The organism is Sphingomonas sp. 66-10 (genome assembly GCF_001897045.1).
In the GTDB taxonomy this organism is placed as follows: domain Bacteria; phylum Pseudomonadota; class Alphaproteobacteria; order Sphingomonadales; family Sphingomonadaceae; genus Sphingomonas; species Sphingomonas lycopersici.
The window spans coordinates 8825-34434 of the sequence record NZ_MKRR01000130.1; the positions used below are offsets into that span (position 1 = coordinate 8825).

The following is a 25610-nucleotide window of genomic DNA, read 5'->3' on the forward strand; positions in this document are numbered from 1 at the left end:
CTCGTCCTCGATGCCCGGCAATGCGTCGCGGTCCGCTTCGGGTACGGGCACCGCCTGTTCTTCGGCAAGCCCCGGATGCCGCTGCTGTTGCAAGCCGCCTTCGCCGTCCTCGTCGAAGGCCGAACCTTCGTCCTCGGCCGCCGGGATCAGCCCTTCGTGCAAACCCCGGACTTCGCCGCCCCAGTCGTCGGGACGCGGATCGGGGCAATCTGCATAGATTCCATCGCCGCCATCCTTGAGATCGGGCGCTGGCAGCACGCGCGAGGTGAAATTGCGATCCTGATAGTAGCGCAGCTTCTTCGCCCGGATCGGCGCCAGGCCCGACACCAGCACCAGTTCGTCGGCGGGCGGCAGTTGCATCACCTCGCCCGGTGTCAGCAGAGGGCGCGCCGTCTCCTGTCGGGACACCATGACATGGCTGAGCCAGGGCGCGAGCCGATGCCCGGCATAGTTGCGTTGCGCGCGCAATTCGGTGGCGGTGCCGAGGGCATCGCTGATCCGCTTGGCCGTGCGCTCGTCGTTGGATGAAAACGCGATGCGGACATGGCAATTGTCGAGGATGGCGTTGTTCTCGCCATAAGCTTTGCTGATCTGATTGAGGCTTTGGGCGATGAGGTAGGCGCGGATGCCGTAGCCCGCCATGAAGGCCAGCGCCGTTTCGAAGAAGTCGAGGCGTCCCAGCGCCGGGAACTCGTCCAGCATCATCAGCAATTCGTGCTTGCGGCTTTTCTTCGGGTCGCCTTCCAAACGTTCGGTCAGGCGGCGGCCGATCTGGTTCAGCACCAGGCGCACGAGCGGCTTGGTCCGCGAAATGTCGCTGGGCGGAATGACCAGATAGAGCGACACCGGCGATTTCGCATCGACCAGATCGGCAATGCGCCAGTCGCAGGCCGCGGTGTTCCGCGCCACGATCGGATCGCGGTAGAGACCAAGAAACGACATGGCGGTGGAAAGGACGCCCGAGCGTTCGTTCTCCGACTTGTTCAGCACTTCGCGCGCCGCACTGGCGACGACAGGATGCACCTGCGGATGCTCCTTGGTGCCGAGATGATTGGTCGCCATCATCCGGCGCAGCGTGTGCGCGAACGACCGCTGCGGATCGGACAGGAAGGTCGCTACCCGTGCGAGGGTCTTTTCTTCTTCCGCATAGAGAACGTGGAGGATCGCGCCCACCAGCAGCGAATGGCTGGTTTTCTCCCAATGCGATCTACGTTCCAGCGCGCCTTCGGGATCGACCAATATGTCGGCGATGTTCTGCACATCGCGCACCTCGTCCGCGCCCTTGCGCACTTCGAGCAGCGGGTTGTAGCGGCACGAATGCGGGTCGGTCGGGTTGAACAGCAGGCAATGCGAGAAGCGTGAGCGCCAGCCTGCGGTAAGCTGCCAGTTCTCGCCCTTGATGTCGTGGACCACGGCGCTGCCGGTCCAGGACAGCAGCGTCGGCACCACCAGGCCGACGCCCTTGCCCGAACGGGTTGGCGCGAAGGCCATGACATGCTCCGGGCCATCATGGCGCAGATAGTGCGAACCCAATTTGCCAAGGAACACGCCAGCGTCGCGGAACAACCCGGCCTTGCCGATCTCGCCGTGCGTGGCCCAGCGCGAAGAGCCGTAGGTCGTAACCTGCTGGTTCTGGCGCGCGCGCCAGAGCGAGCCGACGATCGCAGCCGCGCAGCCGAGAAAGCCGCTGGCGCCTGCCAGCATCCCGGCCTCGTCGAACACCTGCGGCGCATAGGCGTCGAAGTGATACCACCAGTCGAAAAGCTGCCAGGGCCAATAGACCGGCCAGCCCAGCACGATAGCCCAGGGTGCACCAAGCTGCGACTGATAGCCCAGCATCGTGGCGGCCCATTGGGTCGATGCCCACAGGCCGGCGATGACGATCAGAAATACGACGACGATCTGCCCGATGAGCAGTTTGGTGGGGGTCATGGGACAAGCTCCGAATCAGGAACCGCAGCAGGCGGTTCGAACGGAGCCAAGGCTGGATCAGGTCAGGCCTGAGGCGTGATGACCCTGATGTTCCTCAATGTTCCCGGAACTTCCCGAAGCGAAGGCCACGCAAGCCTCGGTTCAGCTAGTGAAGACCTTTTCGACCGGGATTGCGGGGCAGCTCTCGCGCGTTGAGCGGAATATCGGTCGCCGCATCATAGAGAACAGCGCCAGCCAATTTTTCGCTTTCCGGCCCCGTCATTGCGGCACGCACCATCACTGCCCGTTCTGTGCCGATTTCCGCCGCGATGACCTTGCGCGTGAAATCCCAATGCGCCTCGTCAACACATTCCGGCGCGTTGACCCCGATGGCAAAGCCATAACCATCGGCTTCTTCGGCCACTGATAGCGGGGCCGTCAGCACAATGTGGACAATTCGGGCATCATCCGCTATCGCGCCGCCACCGTGGCCGAATGTGCTGCGGATGATGCGCGTGATCTGTTCCGTTTCACGCTGCGCGCGCACCGATAGATGCCCGACGCGAGCCATGACGGCTTCCGGAGAATAGTCATCGTCGGGATCATCCTGATTGCCGCGCATGGTGCGACTCCACCAGTAAATATCCATATTGCCGGAAGTGATCGGCATTAGACACGTCGCCGAACTCCCGCGCACTGAACGCGGGAGCCGCCGGAGCTGCTAACATGACGAAACGACATGCGCCGCCGTCTTTAACCCGAAGGTCTGGACATGCACGGCGACACCCCGGAAAATCTGGTTTTCCGAGACGGTTTCGTTTCGTTGGGATTAGCAGTCCCAGCGCCGCCCTATTGCAGCGCGGCACCTGACTAGCAGGAGAACGCGATTCCGCCAAGCAACCGGCTTGACGAGAGCCGAGCAATACAAAACGTCGGCATTTATTGATAAATGCCTGCATTTGGTATCATCTGGCGCAATGGAAGCCAGCGCGACATTTTCAGAGCAAGCCGTCGCCATCGCGCGTTCGCGCGGGATCGCACGCGCACGGGATTTCCGTGATGCTGGTATTCCACCGGCAAGCATCACGCGTCTGTGCGAACAGGGCAAGCTCGTCCGCCTCGCACGCGGCCTCTATCAACTGGCCGACACGGATGAAATCGACGCGGCGCATAATGTGGCCGAGGCCGCCCGGCTTGCACCGCATGGCGTCATATCCCTCCTGTCAGCGCTCCAATATCATGGCCTGACCACACAGCTTCCCCATACGGTCTGGATTTGCTTCCACCACAAGGCGCGTGTTCCCCGGACGCTGCCTTTTCGGATCGAGGCCGTGCGGGCATCGGGCGAAGCCTTTGAGGCAGGCCACATGACAGCGGATATCGAAGGCGTCGCCGTGCCGATCACCGATCCGGCCAAAACCATCGTCGATTGCTTCAAATATCGAAGCCGCGTGGGTCTGGATGTTGCGATCGAAGCCCTGCGCGACGGCCTGCGCCAACGAAAGGCGACCCATGCCGATCTCTGGCGGTATGCGACCATCTGCCGGATGCAGAATGTCATGCGACCCTATCTGGAAAGTCTGACGTGACCAAGCGGGCTAGCGAAGATTGGTCGCTTCACGGGATTCCTTGCCGACTATGGATCGAACAGAACATACACGAACCATGACTTGAAAATGAGGTAGCAAAATGCTACCTCTTGGTGCGGAGGTGACGCATGGCTCAATCCATCAAGTTGGCCGACGACATCATGAAGATCGTCCGGCGCGAATCCGAATTGCAGAGCCGGTCGGTCGCGGGACAGGTCGCGCATTGGGTGCGGATCGGTCGCGCGATCGAGAAGTCGGGAAATTTCGACCATGCCCGGATCACGGCGGCCCTTTCGGGACAAATCGACACCATTGAGCTCACCAGCGAGGAAAAGGACGTCTGGCTCGACAGCTTTGTCGAGAAGATGGGACAAGCCGCACCCGATGAGGAAGCCTGGTTTGCCCGGCGACGGCAGTTGGGCCGCGGTGTCGGCCTCGATGCTGCCGGCAACCTCGTGCGCGAGAAGAACGCAAGCGAGACATGAATCCGACGATGATTGTCCTTGCCGGGCCGAACGGTGCCGGCAAGTCCACGCTTTATGCGAACCGCGTCGAGCCCAGCTTCGCGGGGCCGTTCATCAACGCCGACATCATTCAGCGCGACGAACTGCACGATCCTTCGCCACAGGCGTCCTATGAAGCGGCGCGCATCGCCTCCGCGCGGCGTGCCGAGCATCTCGCACAAGGCCGGGATTTCGTCACCGAGACGGTTTTCTCGCATCCGTCCAAGCTGGCCCTAATCGACGATGCCCACGCCAATGGGTTCACCGTCATCGTGATGCATGTCGGGGTCGATACGCCCGAACTCTCCGTGGCCCGTGTCGGCGCGAGAGTCGAAGAAGGCGGGCATATCGTGCCGGAGGACAAGATTCGCGCGCGCTATGACCGGAGTGCACCTTTCATCCGTGAGGCCGTCCTTCGTGCCGACCGCGGCATGGTGTTTGACAATTCCAGCCTCAATCAGCCGCCGCGTCACTGCCTGACATTCGCGGACGGTCGACTGGTCTTCGCCTTGCCTTGCCTGCCGACATGGATCAGGGCAACCTATGAAGCAGACCTCATCGTTTAAGTTGAGCGGCAGCGGGCGACCAACTCAAGCCATTCCACGGCGCGCCGGTGAAAGGCCGCTCCTGCCGAAACCTGCCATTCCTGTCCCGTTGAGCGGTCCTGCGGCAGCGCGCCCCAATGGCGGACGTTCGAGCTCCGGCGTGGCAATCCCAAAAGCTGCCGTCCTTCAGCGCTCCAAATTGGCCCGCTATGATGGGGCGACACGTCCCCGTGCCGCCCCTTCGCAGTTAGACCCAGAAGACATTCATCTTCGCGACCTAGTCGTCGCTGCATCAATTATTGTTGACCGTTCGGTCGCACGTCTGCCGGCGGCGGAGCGCATCATGTGTAATGCCGCGCTGATACACGTTCGCGATCTCCGCCTCCTCGGCCTCCGCACAGAATTTGATCGTCTGTCCGTCGGATTTCTCGACGTAAATCGAGCGGGCATATTCCTTTCGACGGATGGGTGAGCTTAATAGGAAACCTATCTGAACTTTGGGAGGGGCACAATTTGGTCGGAGCTGAACTATCGAGGATAGCGCTTGCGCTTTGGCCGCATCAGCATGCAGCGCTCGATACCATTGACGCCTATTTCGCGTCAGCGAGCGCCCGCGCCTGCCTCGTCAATATGCCAACCGGAACCGGCAAGACCGGGGTGATGGCGGCAGCCGCGCGTCAACGTGCAGAAAGCGGGCCAGTACTCGTCGTTTGCCCTTCGGCGGCCTTGGTCGAGCAGCTAACTGACCAGTTCGAAAGTCGCTTCTGGGACAGGATCGGCGCCGACCCCGACTGGAAGCCTGACCGGGTCTGGAATGTTCTGCCAAGCGAAATAGAGGGGCTCGCAGAGCGTCTCGACAGCCATGGCGGCGATCGGATCATCGTGGTCGGTACTGTGCAGGCCATCCAGCAGATCGACGCCGACGGCAAGATCGACCAGCTTCATGGCCGTATTGGCACGATCTTGTTCGACGAGGGGCATCGTGAACCTGCGCCGAGCTGGGCACGTGTCGTGCGAGGCTTTGCTGTGCCGACCGTTCTTTTCAGTGCCACGCCGTTCCGAGGCGATCTCAAGATCTTCGACGTTGATGACGACCACATTCATTTTCTTGGTTTCGCCGACGCGGTCGATCAGCATCTCATCCGCGGGGTAGAGATTGACGAACAGCCATTGCCGCTTTCGCCCGAAGACTTTGCCCTAGACCTTGTCGCCAGAGTCGACGCGCTTGTCGCCGGGGGACGATTTACCGCTGCCAACAAGGTGATCGTGCGCTGCGACAGCGAAGAGTCGGTCACCGAAATGCACCAGGCGCTGACGACGGCGCTGGCGGGGCGGACCGATGGGGTGATGGCGATCCACCATAACCTCCCCGAAAGGCCAGACGACGGCCTGTTCGACGGGGTTCCGCGGGATCTGGCTGGGCGGCCCGAACGCTATCTGGTCCACCAGTTCATGCTGATTGAGGGCATCGACGACCCGCGTTGCACGATGCTCGCGCTCTACGAGCCGTTCAAGAATACGCGGATGCTGGTTCAGCAAATTGGCAGGCTGATCCGTCACCCGGGGCCGATCGGCGCCGCGGTCCCGCCCGCCTATGTTCTTGCGCCTGAAGGTCGCGCTATCGGGGACGAATGGCGCAGCTTCCTCGCCTTTGACGCAGCCTCGAAGGCCAATGGCAATAAGCCGCTCGTCCGAAACGACGCGACAATCCTCGAAAACCTGATCGCAGCGCTTCCGAACCTCGACTATGTCATGGGACGGTTTCGCGAACGGCCCGATCTCGACGATCCCAGCTTGCACGACGATCTGCGCTTCCCGAGCGCGGCGGTCGCTTTCACGATCGAGCCGGACCTCGACCTAGACGATCTTCAAAAGGCGATCCGGGAAGAGCTATCGCGCGAAGATCGCTACGAGGCACTGACAGGTCAAACCGCCGATGGCCAATGCCGCTACCATATCTCGCTGCGGCTGACGCCGTCACCCTTTCTGTCGGGCAGCCTCTTCCAGGCGCCGAGCCTGGAAGCGACGATCTATGCGAAGAAGAACAAGCGTCTGTTCTTCTTCGACAGCGCAGGCCTTTGGATCAATGAACTCGAGGGGATCGGTCCGCGCGTCAACGCCAAGACCTTGCGCGCCCTTTTGCCGGATAGCCCCGGCAACAGCATCTCGTTCATGAGCGTCAAGAATACCGATCTTGGCCCGCTGGCGTTGCGGTCGCGCAGTCTTTCGGCACGCTCCCTCGATCGGTCAGGCGTGTTCATGGGCGAGCATCTTAATGTAGTGACGCGCGCGACCGGCTATATCCATCCCAAGGCAGCGGCTGACGGTTTCCGGCGGGCGGTCGGTTTCTCGCGCTCGCGGGTGCGCGACGGCAAGGGAAACGATCTCAGCGCGCAGCAATATGCCGATTGGTGCGGCACGGTCGACACGCAGCTCGACGCCGCCGCCCGGACAGCGTCGATCTTCACTCGATTCGCCGTGCCCGACAAGATTCCCGCCGACACGACGCCCATCAACATTCTCGTCGATATGGTCGAGATGGGGGATCAGTTCGTCGCCAAGGGACAAAGCGCGGCGGTAAGCATCGAGGATTTGTGTGTTTCGGTCGAGGAAGACGCCGACCCCAAGGCCCCGGGGCGGTTTCGCTTCCACCTGCATGTCGACGGCGAGGAGCATCCGGTCTGGATCGACTGGAATTCCAAGAAGGCGAAGTATTGGCTCGTGTCGCCCGGCCTCAGCCGCATCAAGACCAAGGACAATCCCAAGATTTCGCTCACCCGGCGCCTGAACCAGTTGCAGCCCTTCCGGATCATCACCCGCGACCTAGCCCACACCTATGTCGGCGGCGACTTCTACCGTCTCGATCTTGACCTCACCGACCCGAAAGGCGCCGCGAGCCTGGTGCTCGATCTGATCACCGCCATTCCGGGGCTCGGCGCGGTGACGTCGGAGAAGGGCGAGCTGGTCGATGGTCAGGTCGACTACTGGGCCGATGGCTCGCTTTTTGAGTTTCTCGACAAAGCTCTCAGGCCTGACCGTGGCCCTGCACTGTTCGGCGCGAGCTTTCCCGACCTGGTGTGCGACGATCTTCAAGACGAGGTCGGCGACTTCCTTGGACTTGATGAGACATCTACCAGCCCGGCGGTGGTGGCGGTCGCTGGCAAATGGAAAAGCGGCAATCCCGGAGTGTCAGCATCCGCTTTTTACGATGTATGTGCCCAGGGCCTCAAAAATCTGGCGTATATGAAGAGCGATGGTGTCGCCCTCCCCGGCAGCCAAACCCGGTTTGATGGCCGCTGGCGACTGTCGAAGCGAAACTCGCCGGTCACCCAGACGGTGGATCGCAAGCGTCACGGCCGCGGGTCGAAGGCCTTTCGCGGCGCCTTCCAGCGTCTTCGTACCGCCCCGACGACCGACCGAGCCATCTGGCTGGTCTGTTCGGGCGGCATGCTATCGCTGGCAAAGCTCAAAGTCGAGTTCGCCAAACATCAGCCTGAGCCGCACGTCCTGCAATTCTATCATCTTGTACTATCGACATATTCGGCATGCCAGTCGGTCGGCGTTCAGCTCCGGATTTTCTGTGCCGAATAGCAGCCGTCAGGCCGCCCCCCGTGCGATCGCGCGGGCGCGAGCGGATCTGGAGGCGGCGTAACGGACATCGTGGGAACGTATCAGGACCACCACGTTCGGCAAGCACGGTCGCGCGCGGAGCCCAATCCGCTGTTTCAACTTCTTATCGACTGTAGGAGGTTCGACTAGAGTTTGGCCGCTAACAGGCTAGAGACGAGATGGATGATCTTCCTTGCAAGGCAAGTTGACGAAGATCGACGATGGGGTGGGCCTGACGTGACAGAGATAGCTGTTGCCAGCGAAAGACAGACGGCCATTCGGCTGCTCGCCTGTATACAGGCGGCAGGCGACACACAGAATATCGCGCAATATGGTAGCGATGTCATCTGTGTCCTACGGGCGCAGTCGCGCCTGCAGGCACTCGAATTCTGGATGCGCAATCCCGATTATCTTGCGAACGAGCTTTTGACTGAGTTCGAGTCGTCGGGGGAACGCGATCTGCTGAAGATTGCGCAGCGCATCTTCGACGATCGCGAGCCCGATTTGCGCCGGCTGCCGATGGTGCGCTATTTGTTCGGGGCGTTCGAGCCGTTGGACAATGCGCTGGCGATCCTGCGGGCGGCCGATCTTGTGCGGATCAAACGGGACGGCGTCCCTGGCGGCAAGATCCGGGAACATCTCTATCTGCTGACCGTGGCGGGCCGGGACGCCCTTGATCGCCTGGCGTCCATGGCGCCAGAACTCGCCTGGTATCGCGACCGCGCCGCCATTGTGGCGCGGGTGGCGGGCACGCAAGGCGGCAAGGCACTCAAGGACCGGCAATATCTGCAGGCCGAATATGCGGGGACGGAACTCAGCCATGTAATCCAGCCGGTCACCGACCGCGTGCTGACCCGTCTCGCGACAATCATGGAAGGGCTCGGGGAATGAGCGGTAGTTGGCTGGAGACGGTCGCGGCGAAAGCCGGGATGCGGCCCGCGGAGGCCGAGCTTGCGCTGCGCAGGAGGGGGATCGTGGCCGACAGGCCGTTGCGCCCGGCGCGTACCCTGACAGTCCGGCGCATTGCCTTTCAAGGAGAGAAGCGCGGAACCGCGCAGGGCCCGATCGACTTTGACTGGTCAGAACTGACCGCCGGCGTCTGGGCGGTGACGAGCCAGCGCAATCTTCGTGGCAAGTCCACAGTGCTGGAGGTCCTGCTCTGGGCCCTGCGCGGAACGCCCAAAGGCTTGCAGGACGATGTGCGCCGGTGGCTCTCTTGGGTGTGCGTCGAATTCGATGTCGACGATCAGCGCTATGTCGTCGATTTTGTGGTCGAGGAACGTGTTCCACGGGGGAGCTTGGTGCGTCTGCGTGCATCGGGAGAACCGGACGAGCTCGATCGCTTCATGTCGGACGAAGGGTTCGAAGTGGCGATGGCGCGCTTCATGATGCAGACGCTCGATCTCGACCCGATCACGGCAATGCAGGGCAAGGAAGACGAGCGCCAGGTCGTCGAACATGGCTGGGCTGCACTTTCGGGCGGTCTCTATTTCGGCGGCGACCACAAGCAATTGTTGGGCGACGTCCAGATGGCGGGCCTGCCCGCGCGCATGCTGCAAATGTATATCGGCATGCCTTGGGCAACGACGGTGATGCAGGCGGGTACGGCGAAACGCCAGCTAGACCAGGAGACCGAAAAGGCGTCCAAGGCCGCGACCTCGGCGGCAGAGGATGCGCAAACGGCGCGCACCCGCATCGAGGGTGAGCTTGAGATAGCGAGGAAGACCCTTGCCGGCTTTGCGCAGGAGACAGGCACGGCGGCTGAGCTAGAGCGGCTTGCTGGCGAGGTTGCCCGCCTGTCGCCGATCGCGCTCGATCTCGTCCAGCGCCATGCCGGCGCCGAAGCCGACGCAACCGAGCTCGAGCGCCTTGCGACTGTCGACGAGCGGGCGGTGCGCGACCTGCGCGAGAACATCGTTGCGACGCAATTTTTCAACGGTCTTCAGCCCGTTTGCTGTCCGCGCTGCGAGACCCGCGTGTCGAGCGAGCGCCTGAAACGCGAAAGCAAGGACCTGAACTGCTCGCTTTGCGCCGAAGATATCCCGATCGGCGAGATCGAGGGTGCCAGCGACGAGCTCGATGCGGTCGAGCAGCGCTTCGCGGCCGCCAAGGCCGCCGCCACCCGCGCGCGCATCGCAGCTAAGTCGCTCGCGGAAAAGTCGAAGGCCAGCAATACTGAGCTCGAAGTGGCGCGGCAGGCGCTCGCGAAAGCAGCGAGCAGCGCGACGTTCGAGCAACGCCGCAAGGCGGAACTTGAGGTCGCGCGGTTGGAGGGGGCGTTGAAGGAGCGCCAGACGGTCGCGAAACCCGCGACCGTCCCGCCAGACGTGGCGCTCGTGAACGCGGCGCTGGCCGAAGCCAAGAAAGCCTATGACGCCGGACGCGGCGACATTCTCGATCGGCTGAACGCTGAGATTCTCGCGCTGGCGCGGCAGCTTGGCGTGCCGATGCTCGAAGAGGTCAACCTCAACACCAATGCGTCGTTGCGGCTGACCAAGGGTGGCGAACCGACAACCTTCAGCGCTGTCACGGCGGGCGAGCGGCTGCGGCTGCGCATCGCCACTGCGATCGCCCTGCTCCGTGTCGGGCAGGAACGGGGACTGGGCCGTCATCCCGGTCTTCTGATCGTCGATTCCCCGGCGGCTGAAGAGGTGAGTCCCGACGACCTGACCGCGGTTCTCAGCGAGCTTCAGACGATCGCGCAGGAAACTGAGGGTTTGCAAATCATCGTCGGCAGCGCCAATGCGAGAGCGATCGTCGCGCAGCTCGGCGAACAATGGTGCCGGTCGGCGATGGGCGACGATTATTTATGGTGACGCCGACGCCATCGCGCTGCCCGGCATGAGCGCGCTCGCGCTCCTAGAGGCGCGCCTCGCCGAGAGCCAGACGGTCAGGATCGCGGACCTCGGCGGGGTGGACGTCATCCTCGCCGACGCCGACCGACTCCACGCCGCGCCCATCCTCGACATCCTTGTCGATATGGTGGCCGCGGGATCCGACGCGGAGCGTGGGAGGCTCTGCGATTTCCTCGTCGGCGGATTCGACAGCGCCCGCGATCCGCAATCTTTTCGCGATGCTATCGAGCGGCTGCTCCGCAGCGCCACATTGCGCGCGGCCATGGCGCAGGCGCTCGTGACGATCCTGACGCGCCGGGTTCAGGAGCGCGCAACCGAGCGCGAGGCGCTGATTGCCGCCTATGCGCTGGAAGGCCTGTTCCGCCTGGCGCTCGAAGGCGAAGTCAGCCGGCACCGGCCCCTGCTCGAGCTCGCCGATGTCGCGAGCGACGCGCCAGGCACTTACGCCCGGCATGTTGCCAAGATTGGCGGCGCGGCCTTTCACCTCTGGGGCGGCGACGATCTGCTCTCGATGCTGCGCCGCCTGCTCGATAATGAGGAAGCCGAGGGCGAGGCAGCTTTCGAGCTCGGCCTCGCTCATCTTTCGCGCGCGCTCGACGGTGCTGACATGGCGACGATTCTCGCCGGCCTGGAAACCGCGCACCTATTCTTCGAGCGCGCCGCCCAGGTCGATGACGAGCGGGCGGATGCGCGGGCTTACCGATCGGCTATTGATATTGTCACAGGCTTTGCGGCCAACCGAGACGCCGGGGAGATGCAGGATGCTTTCGCCGACCTCATGGCAGCGGGGCGCGAGCGGGCAGCCGTGCTGCACGGCGGCGGCGTGGCAGCATGGCTCGCGCCTCGCCTCGATGAGGATCTTGAATGGTTCGAGCTTGCTCGCAGGCTGCGGTATGCGGCGGGCAACCTCGGGCGTCCGAGCTGGGTCCATGCGGCGGCAACGATGGATCAGATTCTCGCTATCTACAACGCTCGCTGCACGATCGCCCATGGCGACGGGCTGCGATCGCTTCTGCGGCCGCGGATCGAAGCGTCGTTCGTGCGCGAGCGTGGGCTTGCCGCCCATCTCGACGATCTCCTGGCCGAAGCCGCGTGGCCCGATCCGCAGCGTGCGATTGCTGAGGAGCTGCGCGCTAGGCTCGATGTAAACCATCGATCGGGCCCCGGGCAGGGAAAAGCCGGGGGGAATGACCGATATCCGCTGCTCGCACGCATTCTCCCCGCCGGCTCCGCCCTCGAGCAGCTTCCGGAAGCGATGGTGCGGTCCGTTGAGCTCGCGCTGGTCGACTATGAGACACGTCCGCAGGCGGTTGCCAATCCGGTACTTCAGCGGACGCTGGCAACAATCCGCGCCGCCCTGTCGGCGAGTAGCGAGTATGAGGGCTCCGTGCGCGAGGCGTTCGATGCCGTGCTGCAGCAAATACTGGTCTTCTGCAGCGATCGGCAAAATGCCGAGATTCGAGACCTCGGCACGCGGGGCGAATATTTGCGTGCCGAACATCCCAGCGAGAGCGATCTCCAGCTCGATCTACGCGAATTCTTGGTCGGCAATTTGACCGGCGCGGATGTCCTAGCTGAAGTGCGCGGGGTTGCGACGGGCCGCACCGACCTGCGCGTAAGTTTCGGCGGACCGACGTTCATCATCGAGCTCAAAAAGCATGACGGTCACCTCTCCCAAGAGGCAGCCAACCGCTATCGCGCGCAGGCGGCAAGCTATCAAGCGTCCAACGTTCGTTTGGGGTTTTTGGGCGTGCTGGAAGTCGTCGATCGGACGGGACCGGTGCCGAGCCTTGAGGAATGTTTCTGGCACAGCGCTTACGTTCCGGACGGCGGTGACCTCACCCGCCACCTGATTGTCTTCAAGGTTCCTGCGCGTCTCAAACCACCGTCGAAATTGCGCTAGGGAAAGCGGGCAACGCAGATCGGCCTGACTGATGACGGCCGACTTCAAGCCATTGAACCAGCGGGTTTTGTAGCAACTCTGCGGATTGGAACCTGAAGGCTGTCGGGCCGCAAACGGCCCAGACTTGCTCGTTAATTGGGCAAGGTGGCCGAACGCGCGAATGTCGTCTCGTGTCGGAAGCCGACATTTGAAGAGACGGGCGGGAATGACGGGTTTGTCCCAATCTTCGCCTTTCCTCCATCACATAATTTCCGGCCCGCCGCGCTGGCGCCCGATGGTCCAGTTGATGGCATCGCCGCGCATGATGCCGGACACCGGCTTGTCGATCTGGCGCTCCAGCACCGGCCGCCACGGCACCAGCGTAAATTCGCGGCTCTTTTCGATCAGCGCGAAGCGGCCCGATGCAAGGTCAACGGGGCGACGATAGATGCCGTCGATCCGTTCGCCGGATTTGGCTTCGAAATAGCCCAAGCCCAGTTCGTCGGAGAGTTGCCCAGCAACGCGGATGAGTTCGCGCCGCCGCAGGCTCACCAGCAGATTGGCGCGATAGGCGATGCCGCCCTGTTCCTCGCGCGCCAAATCCTGTGCGATTAGCCATTGCCGCCGGCGGTCCAGCGCCTCGCGGGCCTCGCGCCCAAAACCGGCATCGCGCAAGGGTTCGGGATCGCCGCCGATAAGTTGCCGGTCCAGCCAGGTCGCGCCATCGCAATCCACCTGCTGATCGAGCGGCAGGGCCGACAGCGTATCGACGATCACCGGCGCGGCCTTCGCCTGATGAGCCTCGAAGACGGCGGCGCGGGTCACATGATCTGAGGCGATGATCCATGTGCCATCCACCTCGCGCTCGACGCTGCCCATGAGCTTCCGCATCGCTTCCAACCGCCGCACATGGGTTTCGGCGAAAGTTTGCGTGGCATTGGGATCATGGCGCAGATGGATGTCGATGCTGTAACGCCCGTCATGGGCAGCAGCGATCTCGGCGACGGTGCGATCCACTGCCCGCGCCTCGACCGGCTTGGGCATGATCCGCACCACCGCGCCCGCCGGGATCGGCGCGACGGCCTCGCCCCGGCCGATCTCGACAAAATGGCTCCGCCCGTCGGTGGCATCGACGATCAGGTAATGGCGATCATTGATCTCGTTGGACAGGCCGCGCTCCACCACCCGCCCGGTGATCGGCTGCATGGTGGCCGGATCGGCGATGGCATAATCGGTTCCGGCGCGTTCCAGTCCTTGCGCGGTAAAGGCGCGCTGCATGGTGCGAATGATGTCGCCGCGTTCGCCCATGCGGCGCAATGTATCGTCCATGCCCTCGGCAAGCTGCCATCGGCCCGGCGCGATCTCGTCGGCAAGGCCCAGATGCTCCAGCTTGCGCAAGCGCCCCGCGCGCAACGATTGCTGGAAGGGATCGCGGTCAGTGGCGATCACAGTCCGTTCGCCATCCATATCGCGCAGCAAGCGCCGGTCGATGCTGGTCAGCCGCTCCTGCTCGATCTCATGGCGCAAACGCGCCTCGATCTCGATGTCGGTGCGCGGCCCCAGGTCAAGCGACACCAGTTCAGCGGCACGCTCGCGGATGCCCTGCGTCAAATATTCCCGGCCGATCACCAGATCATGGCCGCGATGGTCCTTGCCGCGCACGACGATATGGGTGTGGGGGTGGCCGGTGTTGTAATGATCGACCGCCACCCAATCGAGTTTGGTGCCCAAATCCTGTTCCACCTGTGCCATCAGGCGGCGGGTCATCGGCTTGAGGTCGTCATAGTGCTGGCCGTCCTCGGCGGAGACGATGAAACGGAACTGATGACGATCGCCATCCGCCCGCTCTATGAAGGCGCGGCCATCGGCCTTGTCCTGATCGGCGGAATAGAGCTGGCCGGGCGCGCCCTCGCGGGTGACACCATCGCGCTGGATATAGCGCAGATGCGCGCGGGCCGCGTCTAGGCCCTTGGCGCGATCGAGCCGGACGATGCGGGTCTTGACCATGACGCGGCGCTGACGGAAGGCCGCCAGCCTGTCGCGCGAAGCCAGCACCCGGCCCACCCCGACGCCCACGCCGGAGCGGTTGCCGTAGAAGCGGCTGCGCCGCCCACCAGCGCCCTTGATCCCGCCCGTCAGATTGGCCGCCTGCAAGACCTGGCCGACATAGCTGCGCCCGCGTCGGATCGGGGTGTGGCGCGGCTTGCCGAGATGGGGTTCGAGATCGTCGTCATCCATGATGAGCGCTCCTTGCCGCCTGCGCGGTATCGAAAGGCGATGGCGCTATGAAAAGTCCTGGAAATCTGCGCCTTTGCGGCAGGCATGGCGCTATCCGCCGGGGAATGGCGCCATCGGCGGCCTTCTCGAAAACGTTGTGCAGACAAAGGCTTATGGTGCGATGCCCGCAGGGCATGGCGCCATTTGTTTCATCTTGCCTTAGCGCCCTATCCTTCCAAACCGCCCTCGATCCCTCAACCGCTCCCCCGACTGTTGCCCCCTCCCGATCATGCCGATGCGGGAGCAACGCCCGCTGGCGCTGCCCCCTCTCGCCGGTCAGCCTGCCGCTCGCTCGCGTTCCAGAGCCTCCAGCGCCGCCGCCAGTTCGGCCCTGATCTGGGCGATCTCGGTCGGCTCGTCGTTCCATGAAAGTTCGGCCCGAAGCTCGTCGATATGCTGTTGAAGTTCCATCTTCGCCTCCTGATCCTGTAAAGACAGGGGCTGCGCCCGGCATGGAGCGGGCCGGGTCAAGGACCGCGAAGCGGCCGCCCTGGCGGCGATGGGGGTGCCGATTTTGCGTCAGCAAAATTGGGGGAACCATCGTCCTTGAGGCGGCCCGCTCCATGCCGGATAATGGGCAGGACTGAGCGGATACCCCCCTCTCGTTCCGCGCCCCACGGGTCACTGATCGCCCTCCCGTGCCTGACTCAACGGCACGAACAGCGGATTGGCCGGGGCCTGTTCCTTGCGGGAAATGCTCGTATCGGACGCTGGTTTTTCCGCCGTTCCCAGCGCGAAGAACAACCGCATTCCCGTCAGGATCGCGGGCGGCATGGCAGGCGTTGCCGGTGCCTGCGCAAGCTGGGCGATATAGGCGCGCGTCTCGCCGGGAAGCGCCTTTCCACTGCGCAGATGCTCGGCATAACGCCCCGGCCCGGCATTGTAGGCAGCGAACAGGCCGGGATAGCCGAAGCGATAATACATGGCGCGCAGATAGGCCGCGCCTGCCATGATATTGTCGTGCGGGTCGTGCGGATCGGGTCCAAGCCCATATTGCGCGCGCATGGTTGCCCATGTCGCGGGCATGACCTGCATCAGCCCCATCGCGCCAGCCGGACTGGTGATGGGGCGCCCGCCAAGCTGCGTATTGCCCCGGCTTTCGGCCTGCATGACGGCGGCAATCCATGCCTGCGGCACACCGAATCGGCGCGAGGCTTCGGCGATGAAAGGCCGCCAGCGTTCGACATTTGGCGGGGCGAGCGATGGCGCTTCGCTTGTCGTCTGGACCGGGTCGGCGCTGACCCCAATCGGCATGACGACAGCGGCCAGCAGCGCCGTGCCGATACGGATCAGCGCAGCCATAGCGGCGTGGCCTTGCCGATTACGGCATCCTCATCGACCGGCCCGAAATAGCGCCCGTCGAAGGAATCCGGCGCGTCCATGAGGAGCAGGACACGCCCGCCCCGGAGCAGTTCGCAGCCGCTCCACCACGGTAGCGGTCGGCCTCGCCGGTCGGCATCAAGCCGGGTCGCAACCCATGTGCCGTTGACATAGATGTCGTGGCCCAGCGCGCAAACATCGTCGCCACTCTGCGCCGCGATCCGTTTCAGCAGCGGGACGATGGCGGGAATATAACGCCTCTCGGCGGCAAGCTCCCGGACACTCGCGGGCGTCACCGCCAGCACCATGTCGCCAGCATGGAACCGCGCATGGGGATCGACGCGCCAGAAGCCGATCGGGGCGCTCGCAGAGGCATTCCAGACTAGACGCGGTGCGGGCCGGATGGCGAAGTCGAAGGCGGCGGCAAGGCCGATCAGCGCGAGGCCGATGCCGCCTGCCATCAGGATCGGGCGACGGCGCGCGCGAAGCTGGCCGGCCAGCGGCGGATGCCATTCCAGCAGCGGCGCGGGCTTGGGTTTGGTGAGTGGTTTACGCATCGCCACCTCCATTCTTGCGGGGCTTGCGACCGTTGGTGCGCGACCATTCTTCGAGATCGTTGATATGGTAGCGGACCTGTCCGCCATGGCGGCGAAAGGGCGGGCCTTCGCCGCGCGAGCGCAAGTTGGCGAGCGTCTTGGCGGCAAGACCGAGATAGTGCGCGGCCTGCTTGACGGTCAGAAACGGGCTTACCTTCCGCGCTTTGCCAGCGCGGTCGAAATCATCGTCCATAGGGGTGTCCTTTCTCGTGAGGCCGGGGCGATCCGGGATCGTTCGGGGCCGATAAGGACAATGCGGGCACACAAATCCGCCCGGCAGGGTCGATTCCGCAGGCATGACACTTCGACCCCCCAAGCCGATTCCATCGCCGAGCAGGAGGAAGCCCCCGCGCCGGAAAGGCGCGGGGGCGATTTGCGGCCATCAGGCGGCGGCGGGTCCGTTGACGATCAGGGCCAGCACGTCGTCATCGTCCTGCCCGGCGGCGCGGCCGAGATTGGCGTAGATCGGAAACGGTGCGATCATCGGGTGGAAGATGCGGAGCGAAACATAGCGGCTCCCGCGCTCGCGGCTGACCTTGACCCAGCCCGCGCCCAGCTCGTTCGGGCCGTTGTAAATGCGGAAATCGGGCTGCGTGTCCGACCGCTTGCCGGGGTTCGGGACGATCTGGATGGAGAGCGGATTGCGGCGACCCAGAAGGCCGATGCTGCCGTTCATTTCATTGGTGTCGGGATTGCGGACGACGATACCGAGAGCGGACATGATGATATTCCTTTCGTTCTTCGCCGGAGCCGATCCCCGGCGATGCTGGCACCGTGATGGGCAGCCCGGGACGCCCGCACCCGAAGGGCCGGAGCGGCAGCGGAGGACCGGGCTGCGGCGCTATTTTGGAGCGAAGCGTCCGCGAGGAGCCGCGTGCAGCGCGGCGGGGAAAATAGCGCCGGGCTGCCCGGTTGTGCGGCGTCCAGGACAGCCCATAGGTCCAGCAGCGACAGACGGGGTCGCTTCTGGCGACACGAAAAGGGATGGATTTATCACCCGCTTGTGCGTCGGACTTTTGGCCCGATACGGCTATGAGACGGCGGCTCGGCAGTGGGCAAGCTATCGCCGTCAGCCGGTCCCCGCCCCGCCGGGTGGGCGGATATGCCTGCATTTCCTGCATCATGCCGGAACGGCAAGGGCGCGGGCTGGGTCAAGGTCGGGCGCGTGGAGAGGCCACGGTGCGCACGTCGCCCCCCGCCAATAGCGCAGTGGGACGATGCCCGGATCGGCCAGCGCGCACGGGGCGAGGCATGACGCGGACGCGCATGATCCGTCCGCGCGGCGCTGCCGAAACGCGCCAATGCCCCCGCGCCTTTCCGGCGCGGGGGCTGCGTCAAAAAGAGAGCAAAGGGAGGTTCTGGCCGCCCCTTGCTCGATCATTCCGCCGCGATGCTGTAGGGATCGCCCGGCTCGCTTCCAAACACCCCCATTGTGAACGCCACCGGCGCGGGCAGGTTCTTGAACCGGCCCTCGATCCGTTTCCACTTGGCAAGCGTGGCGAAGGGCCGCGCGGTGTAGCTGGCGGCGGGGAAGCTCAGCCATTTGGGCACCCAGCCGTCAACCTGCTTGCGCTCGTTGCTGCCGGTCAGACAATCGCGGATGATCGCCTTTTGGGTCTTGACCTTCTCCGCCACGTTGGCGTCGGCCACCTTCTTGCCCGCCACCTCGCGCAGCATGGCATTGGCCACCTGCCGGTCGCGGACAAAATCGAAAAAGGCATCGTCCGCTGTCCAGAGGCTGCCCATATCGACGGCAAGATATGCCCCGACCGCTTCCACCACGGCGCTGCCCGCCTGCATCGTTTCGCCCATGACCACGGCAAGGATGGCCAGCACATCATGATCGGCAAGCCCGATCAGCCGCGCAAAGATCGTGGCCGTATCGTCGTCCTTGCCGTTGCGGCCCGCCACGCTGGGTTCTTCGGGCGAGAAGCTCAGCAGCGCCAGCGCCGCGCGGCGCTGCTCATCGAAACGGGTTTCGGCGGGGCCGGTTTCGACGCTCTCGGCAATGCTCTCGTTGCGGCAATGCTGCGTCTCGATCCGCACATTCCAGAGCGGCGAACCGGCGATGGCATGAGCAACCATGAGCCGGAGCGCCACGCCCGGATGATCGGTCAACACGGCACGGGCGGCGGCATGGCGGTGCAGGTCGATATAGGTCTGCAAGCTGCTCGTCGTCTCGCTGCGCTGGTCGCGCGCGGCCTGCTTGTCGGCTTCGGTCGCGCCGGTCTTGCTCTCCTGCCCCCGCGCTTTCTTGGCGTCCTTGCTCGACAAATAGCCTTCGTGGATTGCGACTTCGCCGCCGTGAGTGACGGTGACAAACACCTTGCCGCCCTTGGCCTTGGGCGTCCGTTCATGTTCCCACGCATGGAAATAGCGCCCCGGCTCCATGATTTCGACACCTGCCCAGCCATCGGCCAGCAGCGCATCGCGCTTGGCGGCAATGGCTTCGTTCTGCGCGCGCCAGAACTGATCGGCATCGGCAAAAACCGCGTCCTCCCCGAACAGGTCGGCCACGATTTTCCCTTTGTGGCTGTCCAGCGGAAACAGGGCGTGCTTGGTGGAAATCGACGCACCGCCGAACAGCCACGATTTGAGTTGCTGGCCGGTGGGGCAATAGTCGTCGGCACTGTCGAACAGCGCCAGCCACGCTTTTTGCTGCGCCTTGGTGGCAAGGGTAAGGTGCCGGATGCTGGCGACATTGATGCCCCCGTCGCGGTAGAGGTGGCGGATACGGGGCAGCAGATTGCCCAGCGCGAGGACGCGGCGGACGTAAAGATCGGTAAGGCCGAACGTCTGGCCGATTTGTTCCACGCTGCGCCCTTCTTTCTGGATCAGCCGGGTGAAGGTATCCCATTGCGCCACCTCGTCGGGATCGAGCCGGGCGATATTCTCGATGAGCGAGGCTTCCAGCGCGGCGGCATCGTCACCCGGCTGCATGATCGCGCACGGCAGCGGTCCGGCTTCGCCCGTCTCCTGCGCGGCAAGGGTCGCGGCATGGAAGCGGCGCGCGCCCGCGACGATGCCGAACATGCCGGGTTGGCCCTCATCGTCGCCGGGGCGAACGATCAGCGGCACGATGACGCCCCGCGCCTTCACGGTGGGGAGAATGTCCGACACGTCGGGCGACTTGTCGGCATGGCGCATGTTGGTCTTGCTGACGAACAGCTTGCCAAGGTCGATGTTTGCGAGTTCCATGATGGTTCATCCTTTCTTGGGGTGAACCGGCTGCATCCGTTCGTCTTGCAAGGGTGGCGGGTGCAGCCGGGATTGGCGCGGGACAAGCCCCGCGCGGGCTATTCGCCCGGATCGGGCAGAATCGCGGTGTTTTCGGATTGCTGGCGCAAGAGTTCCCGCGCCCGCGCGGCGGTCGCCAGCAGACTTTCGTTCTCGGTTATCTGGCCCGCGATGCGCGCGGCATCGGCGTAAACGGTCGGGAAATGACCGCTAAAGTGCAAATCGCGCTCGATACGAAGGCCATAGGGCAAGCGAACGCTGGCGATCTCGGTGAGGCTGAAACAGCCCATTTCCGGGCAACCGAAGCCAAGGTCGGCCAGCCCGAACAGGGTGTCGCCGTCCTCATAGAGTTCGGAGGCCAGCCACGTCGCCGCGCCGCATGGGTTGAACAGTTTCAGTAGCGGCACATGGTCGGGGCCGTGTGTCGAGCCGTTCGCCAGCAGCGCCGCGCGAAGGTCATTGGGCAAGAGGATCATGCCGCGATCCTCCCGGTTTCTGCCCCGTCAAAGGCCAGAATGAAATCGGCGGCCTTGCTGGCTTGGCCGGCTGCGCGAAAGATGGCGCGATTGTCCTCGCGCAGCACCTCAAGCCACGATCCGACATAATCGGCATGGCGGACGGTCGGCGCGATGCCCAAGGTGGCGCACAGGAAGGCGGCGGAAATCTCCGCGCATAGTTCCTCGCGCGCATAGGGTTTCGATCCGAACGCGCCGGACTGGTCGCGGTCGAGCCGGGTGCGGTGGCCCGTCCAGTGCGAAAGCTCATGGAAGGCGGTGCGATAGTAATTGACCTGATCGCGGAAGGCCGGTTGCGGCGGCACGACCACGAAATCAGCGCCGGGCGCATAATAGGCTTTGGCCCCGCCGATGCGGAAATCCGCAGCCGTCGCCTGTATCAGTGCCTCGGCATGGGGGAGGATCTCGCGTTCTGGCAGTGGCGCGGGATCGCTCGCCAGCCCCCCGCGCAAGCCCTCGCACTGCGCGACATTGAACACAGTGAAGCGTTTGAGGAACGGCACCGCCTTGGCGTCCTCGCCGCTTTCGACGGCGCGCGCCTTTTCGGCTTCGGGAATGAAGCGGTCGGCATAGACAACGGTTGTGCCTTTCTCGCCCTTGCGGACATTGCCCCCGGCTTCCAGTGCTTGGCGGAAAGTGAGCCAGCATTGCGAGGGGTATTCCCCGGCGATGGCCGCGCCCCACAGCAACAGCACATTGACGCCGGAATAGCGCCGGGCCGTCAGCGCGTTCATGGGCAGGCCGGGGCCGGATGCGACATGCGAATCCCACGGCTGTACCCAAGGGAAGCGGCCTGCTTCCAGTTCAGCGATGATCTTCGCGGTTACTTCATCATAGAGATTGACGCGGGGCTGTGCCCCCTCCTCGCGCACCTCTCCACGCGCGCGACGCCTGCCGGAAAACCCCATAGCTTGCCTCCTTCACTGGCCAAAAACCGACCGCAAACCCGCCGGGCGGGGGGGGTGGGCGGCAGGAGCGACCGGAAAGGCCCGCGCCAAGCGGCGGGCGGCACCCGCAGGGGCGAAACGAAGTGGAGCAGCCGGGCAACGCCCGGCTTGCCGCACGGCGCTGCGGGCCTATCGGGGTGCGCCGACCACCCTCCCCGCCCAAGGGGTTGCCACAAACAACGTCGGCGCGACGCAGGAGCGCCGGGCAGCAAACCGGGGCCGCCCGCGGCCCCGGCCAGCGTCAGCGATCGTAACCTCTGGCCGGGACGCGCCCAGGCGCAGCCCGGCTTCGGTTGACGCCCTGCGGGCGTCTAGCGAAGTAGAGCGCGGCCGGCCGGGAACCGGCCGGGACGCCAACGTATCTCTGCCCCTACAACAGCTTCCGCCATCCTCCACCAATCAGCATATTGGCGGTTTGCAGCAGGCGTTTAACCTGTGTCCGCTGGTAATCGGATGTTCCGCCCCAGTCGCGCCGCACGGCCTTGTCGCCGAACAGGGCGCCCGCAATGTCGCGATGGCTGGCTCCGGCCTTACGACCATCCCATGCCTGCAATGCGCGCGCCCAGCGCCGCGCCCGCTGTTCGGGCGGAAACAAGGTGCGGGGAAATCGGCCGAGGCGGTGCAGTGCCGCGAGACGGCGGAGCGACAGGATGCGGCCATCCATGCCATTATCGCCCGGAACCAGAAATTCCAGTTGCACCGGTCCCGCCAGCAGCGTGCCCTTGCGCACCTCGATGCGGATGCAGCGCGGCCCATCGGCGATCAGCACATGCTCGCCCTTGCCGCGCGGGCGCAGCACGATCGCGGGGTGGCGCAATGCCCGCAAGTCAAAACCCGTTGAACAGTCGTCAGCCAGGGATCTGGCGTGAGCCTTCAGGACTGGAGCGTGGTTGTCGGCACACCAGACGACATGACCTGTGAACACTCCGGCATCGTTAAACACAGCGAGCGGCAGCGTTTCGGAACCGCCCGGCTGCTGAGCCGCGCCCGTCAGGACGCACAGCGGCGGGTCGGAACGAAGAATACGATGCCTGGTCGTGCGAAATATCTGGCAATCTTCGCCCATCGCCCGACGCAGACATTCCCATGCCCAGGTGGCGCGATCGAAAGCCGCCAGACGATCATAACGCGCACAATCCCGCCATGCGGATGCGTCGGCATCCGCCTGTATAGCCGCTGTCATGGCCATCTCCCCCTGAACGCCATATTTTTTCGGCGTCAGATGCCAGGCAACTCATTGGAGTGGCCTGAGCGCTTCACCACGCCCATGAACGAGCGATTGGCAGCATGTAAATTTTACCCAAAGCCGTGCAATGTCTCTCGGAAAAATCCTGTGAATGACGGAAAACCGGGATGCTGTGATGATCTCGCCTCTCCGTGACGAGACGCTGAGGTAGAGCGAGAAAGGCGTTGGAACAGGTCGCCGTGCCGGCGGCGACGGGGCGTCCATCATCCTGGAAACGTGATCCGAGCCTGCTCGACTGGCTCGATACCCTCTGAAATAATGCGAAGGAGTCTTGGGCAGAAACGCCGATAATCGAACGATCCGCGCACGTTCCTTCGCATTTTGAGAATCTGATGATTAGTGAAGTAATGGATAGGTGATCATTACTTTACGTAAGGTTTGACGTACGCGGGGGGCATCAGGCGCACTTCATGCCCACGAGGCAGGGAGATAGCCCTGCAAAGAAACGGAGTACCTCGGCTCGGCGCAGCTTGCGGCGGATCAGCACTGCACCATCGGCGGCAATCGCATGCACCTGGAAAACGTTCTTCGCCAGATCCAATCCGACGGTGGCAACCTCCTGCTCCATGGAACGACTCCTAGACGTGGACCTACAACGACCACATCATGCCACGGCTACGCTGGTGCGGAGGCCGTCCACCACATCACGTCAATCCCGGCATACGTCTTTGAAAGCGCCTTGCCCGACGAGCAAGCCGATGCTGCGCGAGTACGTCGCTAACAAGTCCAACCAAGGCCGGGCCGCACCGACGCAGGCGAAGCGGATGAAAAGCAGCAGCATGGCAATCTCGTGCAATGGCGCTGTCATCATGTCATGGAGCAGGTCCAAAGTGGGAGGCAAATAGTCAGCTTGGCGCGGAGGATCCGGCCTGTGGGATCCGCTCGTCGAAGTGCCTCTGGATTTACATCAGGCGTTGCCGCTGCCGCAATTGCCGCCGGCGCGCATCGGTTCAGGACCGGCCAGCGGCTTCAGGCCGAGGCGCGCGAACATCGCCGCGTCGTTGTCGTCGCCAGCATTGGGCGCGGTCAGCAGCGTGTCGCCGGTGAAGATCGAGTTCGCGCCTGCCAGGAAGCACAGCGCCTGGGTCGCCTCGCTCATCGATTCGCGTCCGGCGGAGAGGCGGACCATCGACAGCGGCATAGTGATCCGGGCGGCCGCCACGGTGCGGACGAACTCGATGTCGTCGATCTTGGCGAGCGGGGTATCGGCGAGCATGTCGCCCAGCACGGTGCCCTTGATCGGGACCAGCGCGTTGACCGGCACGCTCTCAGGATGCTGGGGCATCGTCGCGAGCGCGTGGATGAAGGCGACGCGATCCTCGCGCGTCTCGCCCAAGCCGACGATACCGCCGGTGCAGACGTTGATCCCGGCCTTGCGGACGTTGTCGATCGTCTCTAGCCGGTCTTCAAAGGTGCGCGTGGTGATCACTTCGCCATAGCGTTCCGGCGAGGTATCGATGTTGTGGTTGTAGTAATCCAGCCCGGCCTCGGCGAGCTGCTCGGCCTGGCTGGGCGTCAGCATGCCCAGCGTCATGCAGGTTTCCATGCCCAGCGCGCGCACACCCTTCACGATCTCCACGATCGCTGGCATGTCGCGGTCCTTGGGATTGCGCCAGGCCGCGCCCATGCAGAAGCGCTGACTGCCATTGCCCTTGGCGCGGGCAGCATTCTGCAGCACCTCACGCACGTCCATCAGCTTGGTGGCCTTGACGCCAGCCTCCGCGCTGGCGCTCTGCGCGCAATAGCCGCAATCCTCCGGGCAGCCGCCGGTCTTGATCGACAGGAGAGTGGCCAGCTGCACTTCGCCCGGCGATTGGTGGGCACGGTGGATCTGGGCGGCTCGGAACACTAGTTCCGTGAAGGGCAGGTCGAACAGCGCGGCGATCTCGGCCCGGCTCCAGTCGGTGCGGACGAGCGGTATGGCAGCGTTCGACGGGGCGGCGGCCGGTTCGGCGGGGCCGGCGAGAGTGCAGGCGCTGGTCATGGTTGGGTTTCCCTTGAGGTCTCGTTGAGGTTCGTGGGCTAAGTCTTGGTTTGGGTTATGGCGTGGTCCAACGAAAGGACCGATACGTGTTCAAAATTCTATACGAAAGAAGCAGTTGAGCTGCGCGTCGCACCACAGGGTGAGCTTTACCGAACGCCCCGAAACGCTCCACGCAATTCCTGCGCGAAAACATTTGGTTGCTCTAATGCTGCAAAGTGACCACCTCCGCTCAACTCGTTCCAATACATAAGCCCAGGAAAGGTCTGCATTGCCCAACTTTTCGGAGCTTGATATATCTCCTTTGGAAAAACGCTGATGGCGACTGGGAATTCTATTCGACCACTTGAGAAGCTCACGGGGTGATTTTCCCAGTACATGCGGGCAGACGAGGCTGCCGTTCCGGTTAGCCAATACAGGCTGATGTTATCGAGCAATTCGTCCCGGTTTATCGCCTCCTCAACATCGCCAGAATTATCACTCCAAGAATGGAACTTCTCGTAAATCCAAGCCGCTTGTGCGATCGGAGAGTCAGCCAACCCGTAGCTTATGGTCTGCGGCCTTGTGGCCTGTTCGAGAAAATATCCAAATTCGTTT

Annotated in this window: 20 protein-coding genes and 2 pseudogenes; 7 read left to right on the forward strand and 15 right to left on the reverse strand. The window is 63.7% G+C overall.

The genetic code is table 11. From position 1 onward, the window contains the following. Window positions 1-1932, reverse strand: a 1932-nt coding sequence (locus BGN95_RS13425) for a conjugal transfer protein TraG (protein WP_286772902.1), incomplete at its 3' end; no start/stop codon positions are given. Between the two features lie 145 nt (window positions 1933-2077). After that, window positions 2078-2581 (reverse strand): hypothetical protein, encoded by a 504-nt coding sequence (locus tag BGN95_RS13430; protein WP_286772903.1) that lies wholly within the window; start codon window positions 2579-2581, stop codon window positions 2078-2080. A 235-nt stretch (window positions 2582-2816) separates the two neighbouring features. Here BGN95_RS13430 and BGN95_RS13435 point away from each other — a divergent pair, with 235 nt between their 5' ends. The 7 genes from BGN95_RS13435 to BGN95_RS13465 all read left to right on the forward strand — a co-directional run bounded on the left by BGN95_RS13435 (window position 2817) and on the right by BGN95_RS13465 (window position 12915). Beyond that, window positions 2817-3500, forward strand: a complete 684-nt coding sequence (locus BGN95_RS13435) for a type IV toxin-antitoxin system AbiEi family antitoxin domain-containing protein (RefSeq protein WP_286772904.1) — start codon at window positions 2817-2819, stop codon at window positions 3498-3500. 128 nt (window positions 3501-3628) lie between these two features. Continuing rightward, complete coding sequence (locus BGN95_RS13440) at window positions 3629-3985, forward strand: ParD-like family protein (protein ID WP_286772905.1); 357 nt, start codon at window positions 3629-3631, stop codon at window positions 3983-3985. Continuing rightward, on the forward strand, window positions 3982-4569 hold the full coding sequence (locus BGN95_RS13445) for an ATPase (protein ID WP_286772906.1): 588 nt from the start codon (window positions 3982-3984) through the stop codon (window positions 4567-4569). Before BGN95_RS13440 ends, BGN95_RS13445 begins: the two co-directional genes overlap by 4 nt. Window positions 4570-5061: 492 nt before the next feature. Next, complete coding sequence (locus tag BGN95_RS13450) at window positions 5062-8139, forward strand: DEAD/DEAH box helicase (protein ID WP_286772907.1); 3078 nt, start codon at window positions 5062-5064, stop codon at window positions 8137-8139. A gap of 201 nt (window positions 8140-8340) precedes the next feature. Next, window positions 8341-9048 (forward strand): hypothetical protein, encoded by a 708-nt coding sequence (locus BGN95_RS13455; RefSeq protein ID WP_286772908.1) that lies wholly within the window; start codon window positions 8341-8343, stop codon window positions 9046-9048. Then, window positions 9045-10973, forward strand: a complete 1929-nt coding sequence (locus BGN95_RS13460; RefSeq protein ID WP_286772909.1) for a coiled-coil domain-containing protein — start codon at window positions 9045-9047, stop codon at window positions 10971-10973. Before BGN95_RS13455 ends, BGN95_RS13460 begins: the two co-directional genes overlap by 4 nt. Before the next feature lie 25 nt (window positions 10974-10998). After that, window positions 10999-12915 carry a hypothetical protein gene (locus tag BGN95_RS13465; protein WP_286772910.1) on the forward strand — a complete coding sequence of 639 codons (1917 nt, stop codon included), beginning with the start codon at window positions 10999-11001 and terminating at the stop codon, window positions 12913-12915. A 240-nt stretch (window positions 12916-13155) separates the two neighbouring features. Here BGN95_RS13465 and rlxS read toward each other — a convergent pair whose 3' ends face one another. The 13 genes and pseudogenes from rlxS to BGN95_RS13530 all read right to left on the reverse strand — a co-directional run. After that, window positions 13156-15132: a relaxase/mobilization nuclease RlxS gene (rlxS, locus tag BGN95_RS13470; RefSeq protein ID WP_286772911.1), complete on the reverse strand. Its 1977-nt coding sequence runs from the start codon at window positions 15130-15132 to the stop codon at window positions 13156-13158. A gap of 315 nt (window positions 15133-15447) precedes the next feature. Then, complete coding sequence (locus tag BGN95_RS13475) at window positions 15448-15582, reverse strand: hypothetical protein (protein ID WP_286772912.1); 135 nt, start codon at window positions 15580-15582, stop codon at window positions 15448-15450. Window positions 15583-15792: 210 nt separating this feature from the next. After that, window positions 15793-16473 carry a lytic transglycosylase domain-containing protein gene (locus BGN95_RS13480; protein WP_286772913.1) on the reverse strand — a complete coding sequence of 227 codons (681 nt, stop codon included), beginning with the start codon at window positions 16471-16473 and terminating at the stop codon, window positions 15793-15795. Further along, the gene (locus tag BGN95_RS13485) at window positions 16461-17048 is read right to left on the reverse strand and encodes a S26 family signal peptidase (protein WP_286772914.1); all 588 of its coding nucleotides are present in this window, start codon (window positions 17046-17048) and stop codon (window positions 16461-16463) included. Before BGN95_RS13485 ends, BGN95_RS13480 begins: the two co-directional genes overlap by 13 nt. Beyond that, window positions 17041-17280 carry a helix-turn-helix domain-containing protein gene (locus BGN95_RS13490; protein WP_286772915.1) on the reverse strand — a complete coding sequence of 80 codons (240 nt, stop codon included), beginning with the start codon at window positions 17278-17280 and terminating at the stop codon, window positions 17041-17043. The genes BGN95_RS13485 and BGN95_RS13490 overlap by 8 nt, the downstream gene beginning before the upstream one ends. A 189-nt stretch (window positions 17281-17469) precedes the next feature. Further along, entirely contained in the window at window positions 17470-17808 is a 339-nt protein-coding gene (locus BGN95_RS13495) for a DUF736 family protein (RefSeq protein ID WP_286772916.1), read from the reverse strand. A 656-nt stretch (window positions 17809-18464) separates the two neighbouring features. Next, window positions 18465-20285 carry a ParB/RepB/Spo0J family partition protein gene (locus BGN95_RS13500; protein WP_286772917.1) on the reverse strand — a complete coding sequence of 607 codons (1821 nt, stop codon included), beginning with the start codon at window positions 20283-20285 and terminating at the stop codon, window positions 18465-18467. Window positions 20286-20383: 98 nt separating this feature from the next. Next, window positions 20384-20800 carry a DUF2958 domain-containing protein gene (locus BGN95_RS13505; RefSeq protein WP_286772918.1) on the reverse strand — a complete coding sequence of 139 codons (417 nt, stop codon included), beginning with the start codon at window positions 20798-20800 and terminating at the stop codon, window positions 20384-20386. Next, window positions 20797-21747 carry an ArdC family protein gene (locus BGN95_RS13510; protein WP_286772919.1) on the reverse strand — a complete coding sequence of 317 codons (951 nt, stop codon included), beginning with the start codon at window positions 21745-21747 and terminating at the stop codon, window positions 20797-20799. The genes BGN95_RS13505 and BGN95_RS13510 overlap by 4 nt, the downstream gene beginning before the upstream one ends. Before the next feature lie 409 nt (window positions 21748-22156). After that, entirely contained in the window at window positions 22157-22969 is an 813-nt protein-coding gene (locus BGN95_RS13515; protein WP_286772920.1) for a DUF2285 domain-containing protein, read from the reverse strand. A gap of 428 nt (window positions 22970-23397) precedes the next feature. After that, a pseudogene (locus BGN95_RS13520) lies at window positions 23398-23600 on the reverse strand (IS110 family transposase); the annotation flags it as partial. Window positions 23601-23939: 339 nt separating this feature from the next. Then, entirely contained in the window at window positions 23940-25016 is a 1077-nt protein-coding gene (gene bioB, locus BGN95_RS13525) for a biotin synthase BioB (RefSeq protein WP_286772921.1), read from the reverse strand. 146 nt (window positions 25017-25162) lie between these two features. Then, a pseudogene (locus tag BGN95_RS13530) lies at window positions 25163-25610 on the reverse strand (epoxide hydrolase); the annotation flags it as partial.

Coding starts and splice junctions, on each gene's coding strand:
- BGN95_RS13510 (WP_286772919.1), bottom strand. CDS start 21,747: ATGGGGTTTTCCGGCAGGCGTCGCGCGCGTGGAGAGGTGCGCGAGGAG.
- BGN95_RS13440 (WP_286772905.1), top strand. CDS start 3,629: ATGGCTCAATCCATCAAGTTGGCCGACGACATCATGAAGATCGTCCGG.
- BGN95_RS13460 (WP_286772909.1), top strand. CDS start 9,045: ATGAGCGGTAGTTGGCTGGAGACGGTCGCGGCGAAAGCCGGGATGCGG.
- rlxS (WP_286772911.1), bottom strand. CDS start 15,132: ATGGATGACGACGATCTCGAACCCCATCTCGGCAAGCCGCGCCACACC.
- BGN95_RS13495 (WP_286772916.1), bottom strand. CDS start 17,808: ATGTCCGCTCTCGGTATCGTCGTCCGCAATCCCGACACCAATGAAATG.
- BGN95_RS13455 (WP_286772908.1), top strand. CDS start 8,341: ATGATCTTCCTTGCAAGGCAAGTTGACGAAGATCGACGATGGGGTGGG.
- BGN95_RS13490 (WP_286772915.1), bottom strand. CDS start 17,280: ATGGACGATGATTTCGACCGCGCTGGCAAAGCGCGGAAGGTAAGCCCG.
- bioB (WP_286772921.1), bottom strand. CDS start 25,016: ATGACCAGCGCCTGCACTCTCGCCGGCCCCGCCGAACCGGCCGCCGCC.
- BGN95_RS13445 (WP_286772906.1), top strand. CDS start 3,982: ATGAATCCGACGATGATTGTCCTTGCCGGGCCGAACGGTGCCGGCAAG.
- BGN95_RS13480 (WP_286772913.1), bottom strand. CDS start 16,473: ATGGCTGCGCTGATCCGTATCGGCACGGCGCTGCTGGCCGCTGTCGTC.
- BGN95_RS13475 (WP_286772912.1), bottom strand. CDS start 15,582: ATGGAACTTCAACAGCATATCGACGAGCTTCGGGCCGAACTTTCATGG.
- BGN95_RS13505 (WP_286772918.1), bottom strand. CDS start 20,800: ATGATCCTCTTGCCCAATGACCTTCGCGCGGCGCTGCTGGCGAACGGC.
- BGN95_RS13515 (WP_286772920.1), bottom strand. CDS start 22,969: ATGACAGCGGCTATACAGGCGGATGCCGACGCATCCGCATGGCGGGAT.
- BGN95_RS13430 (WP_286772903.1), bottom strand. CDS start 2,581: ATGCCGATCACTTCCGGCAATATGGATATTTACTGGTGGAGTCGCACC.
- BGN95_RS13465 (WP_286772910.1), top strand. CDS start 10,999: ATGAGCGCGCTCGCGCTCCTAGAGGCGCGCCTCGCCGAGAGCCAGACG.
- BGN95_RS13485 (WP_286772914.1), bottom strand. CDS start 17,048: ATGCGTAAACCACTCACCAAACCCAAGCCCGCGCCGCTGCTGGAATGG.
- BGN95_RS13500 (WP_286772917.1), bottom strand. CDS start 20,285: ATGGAACTCGCAAACATCGACCTTGGCAAGCTGTTCGTCAGCAAGACC.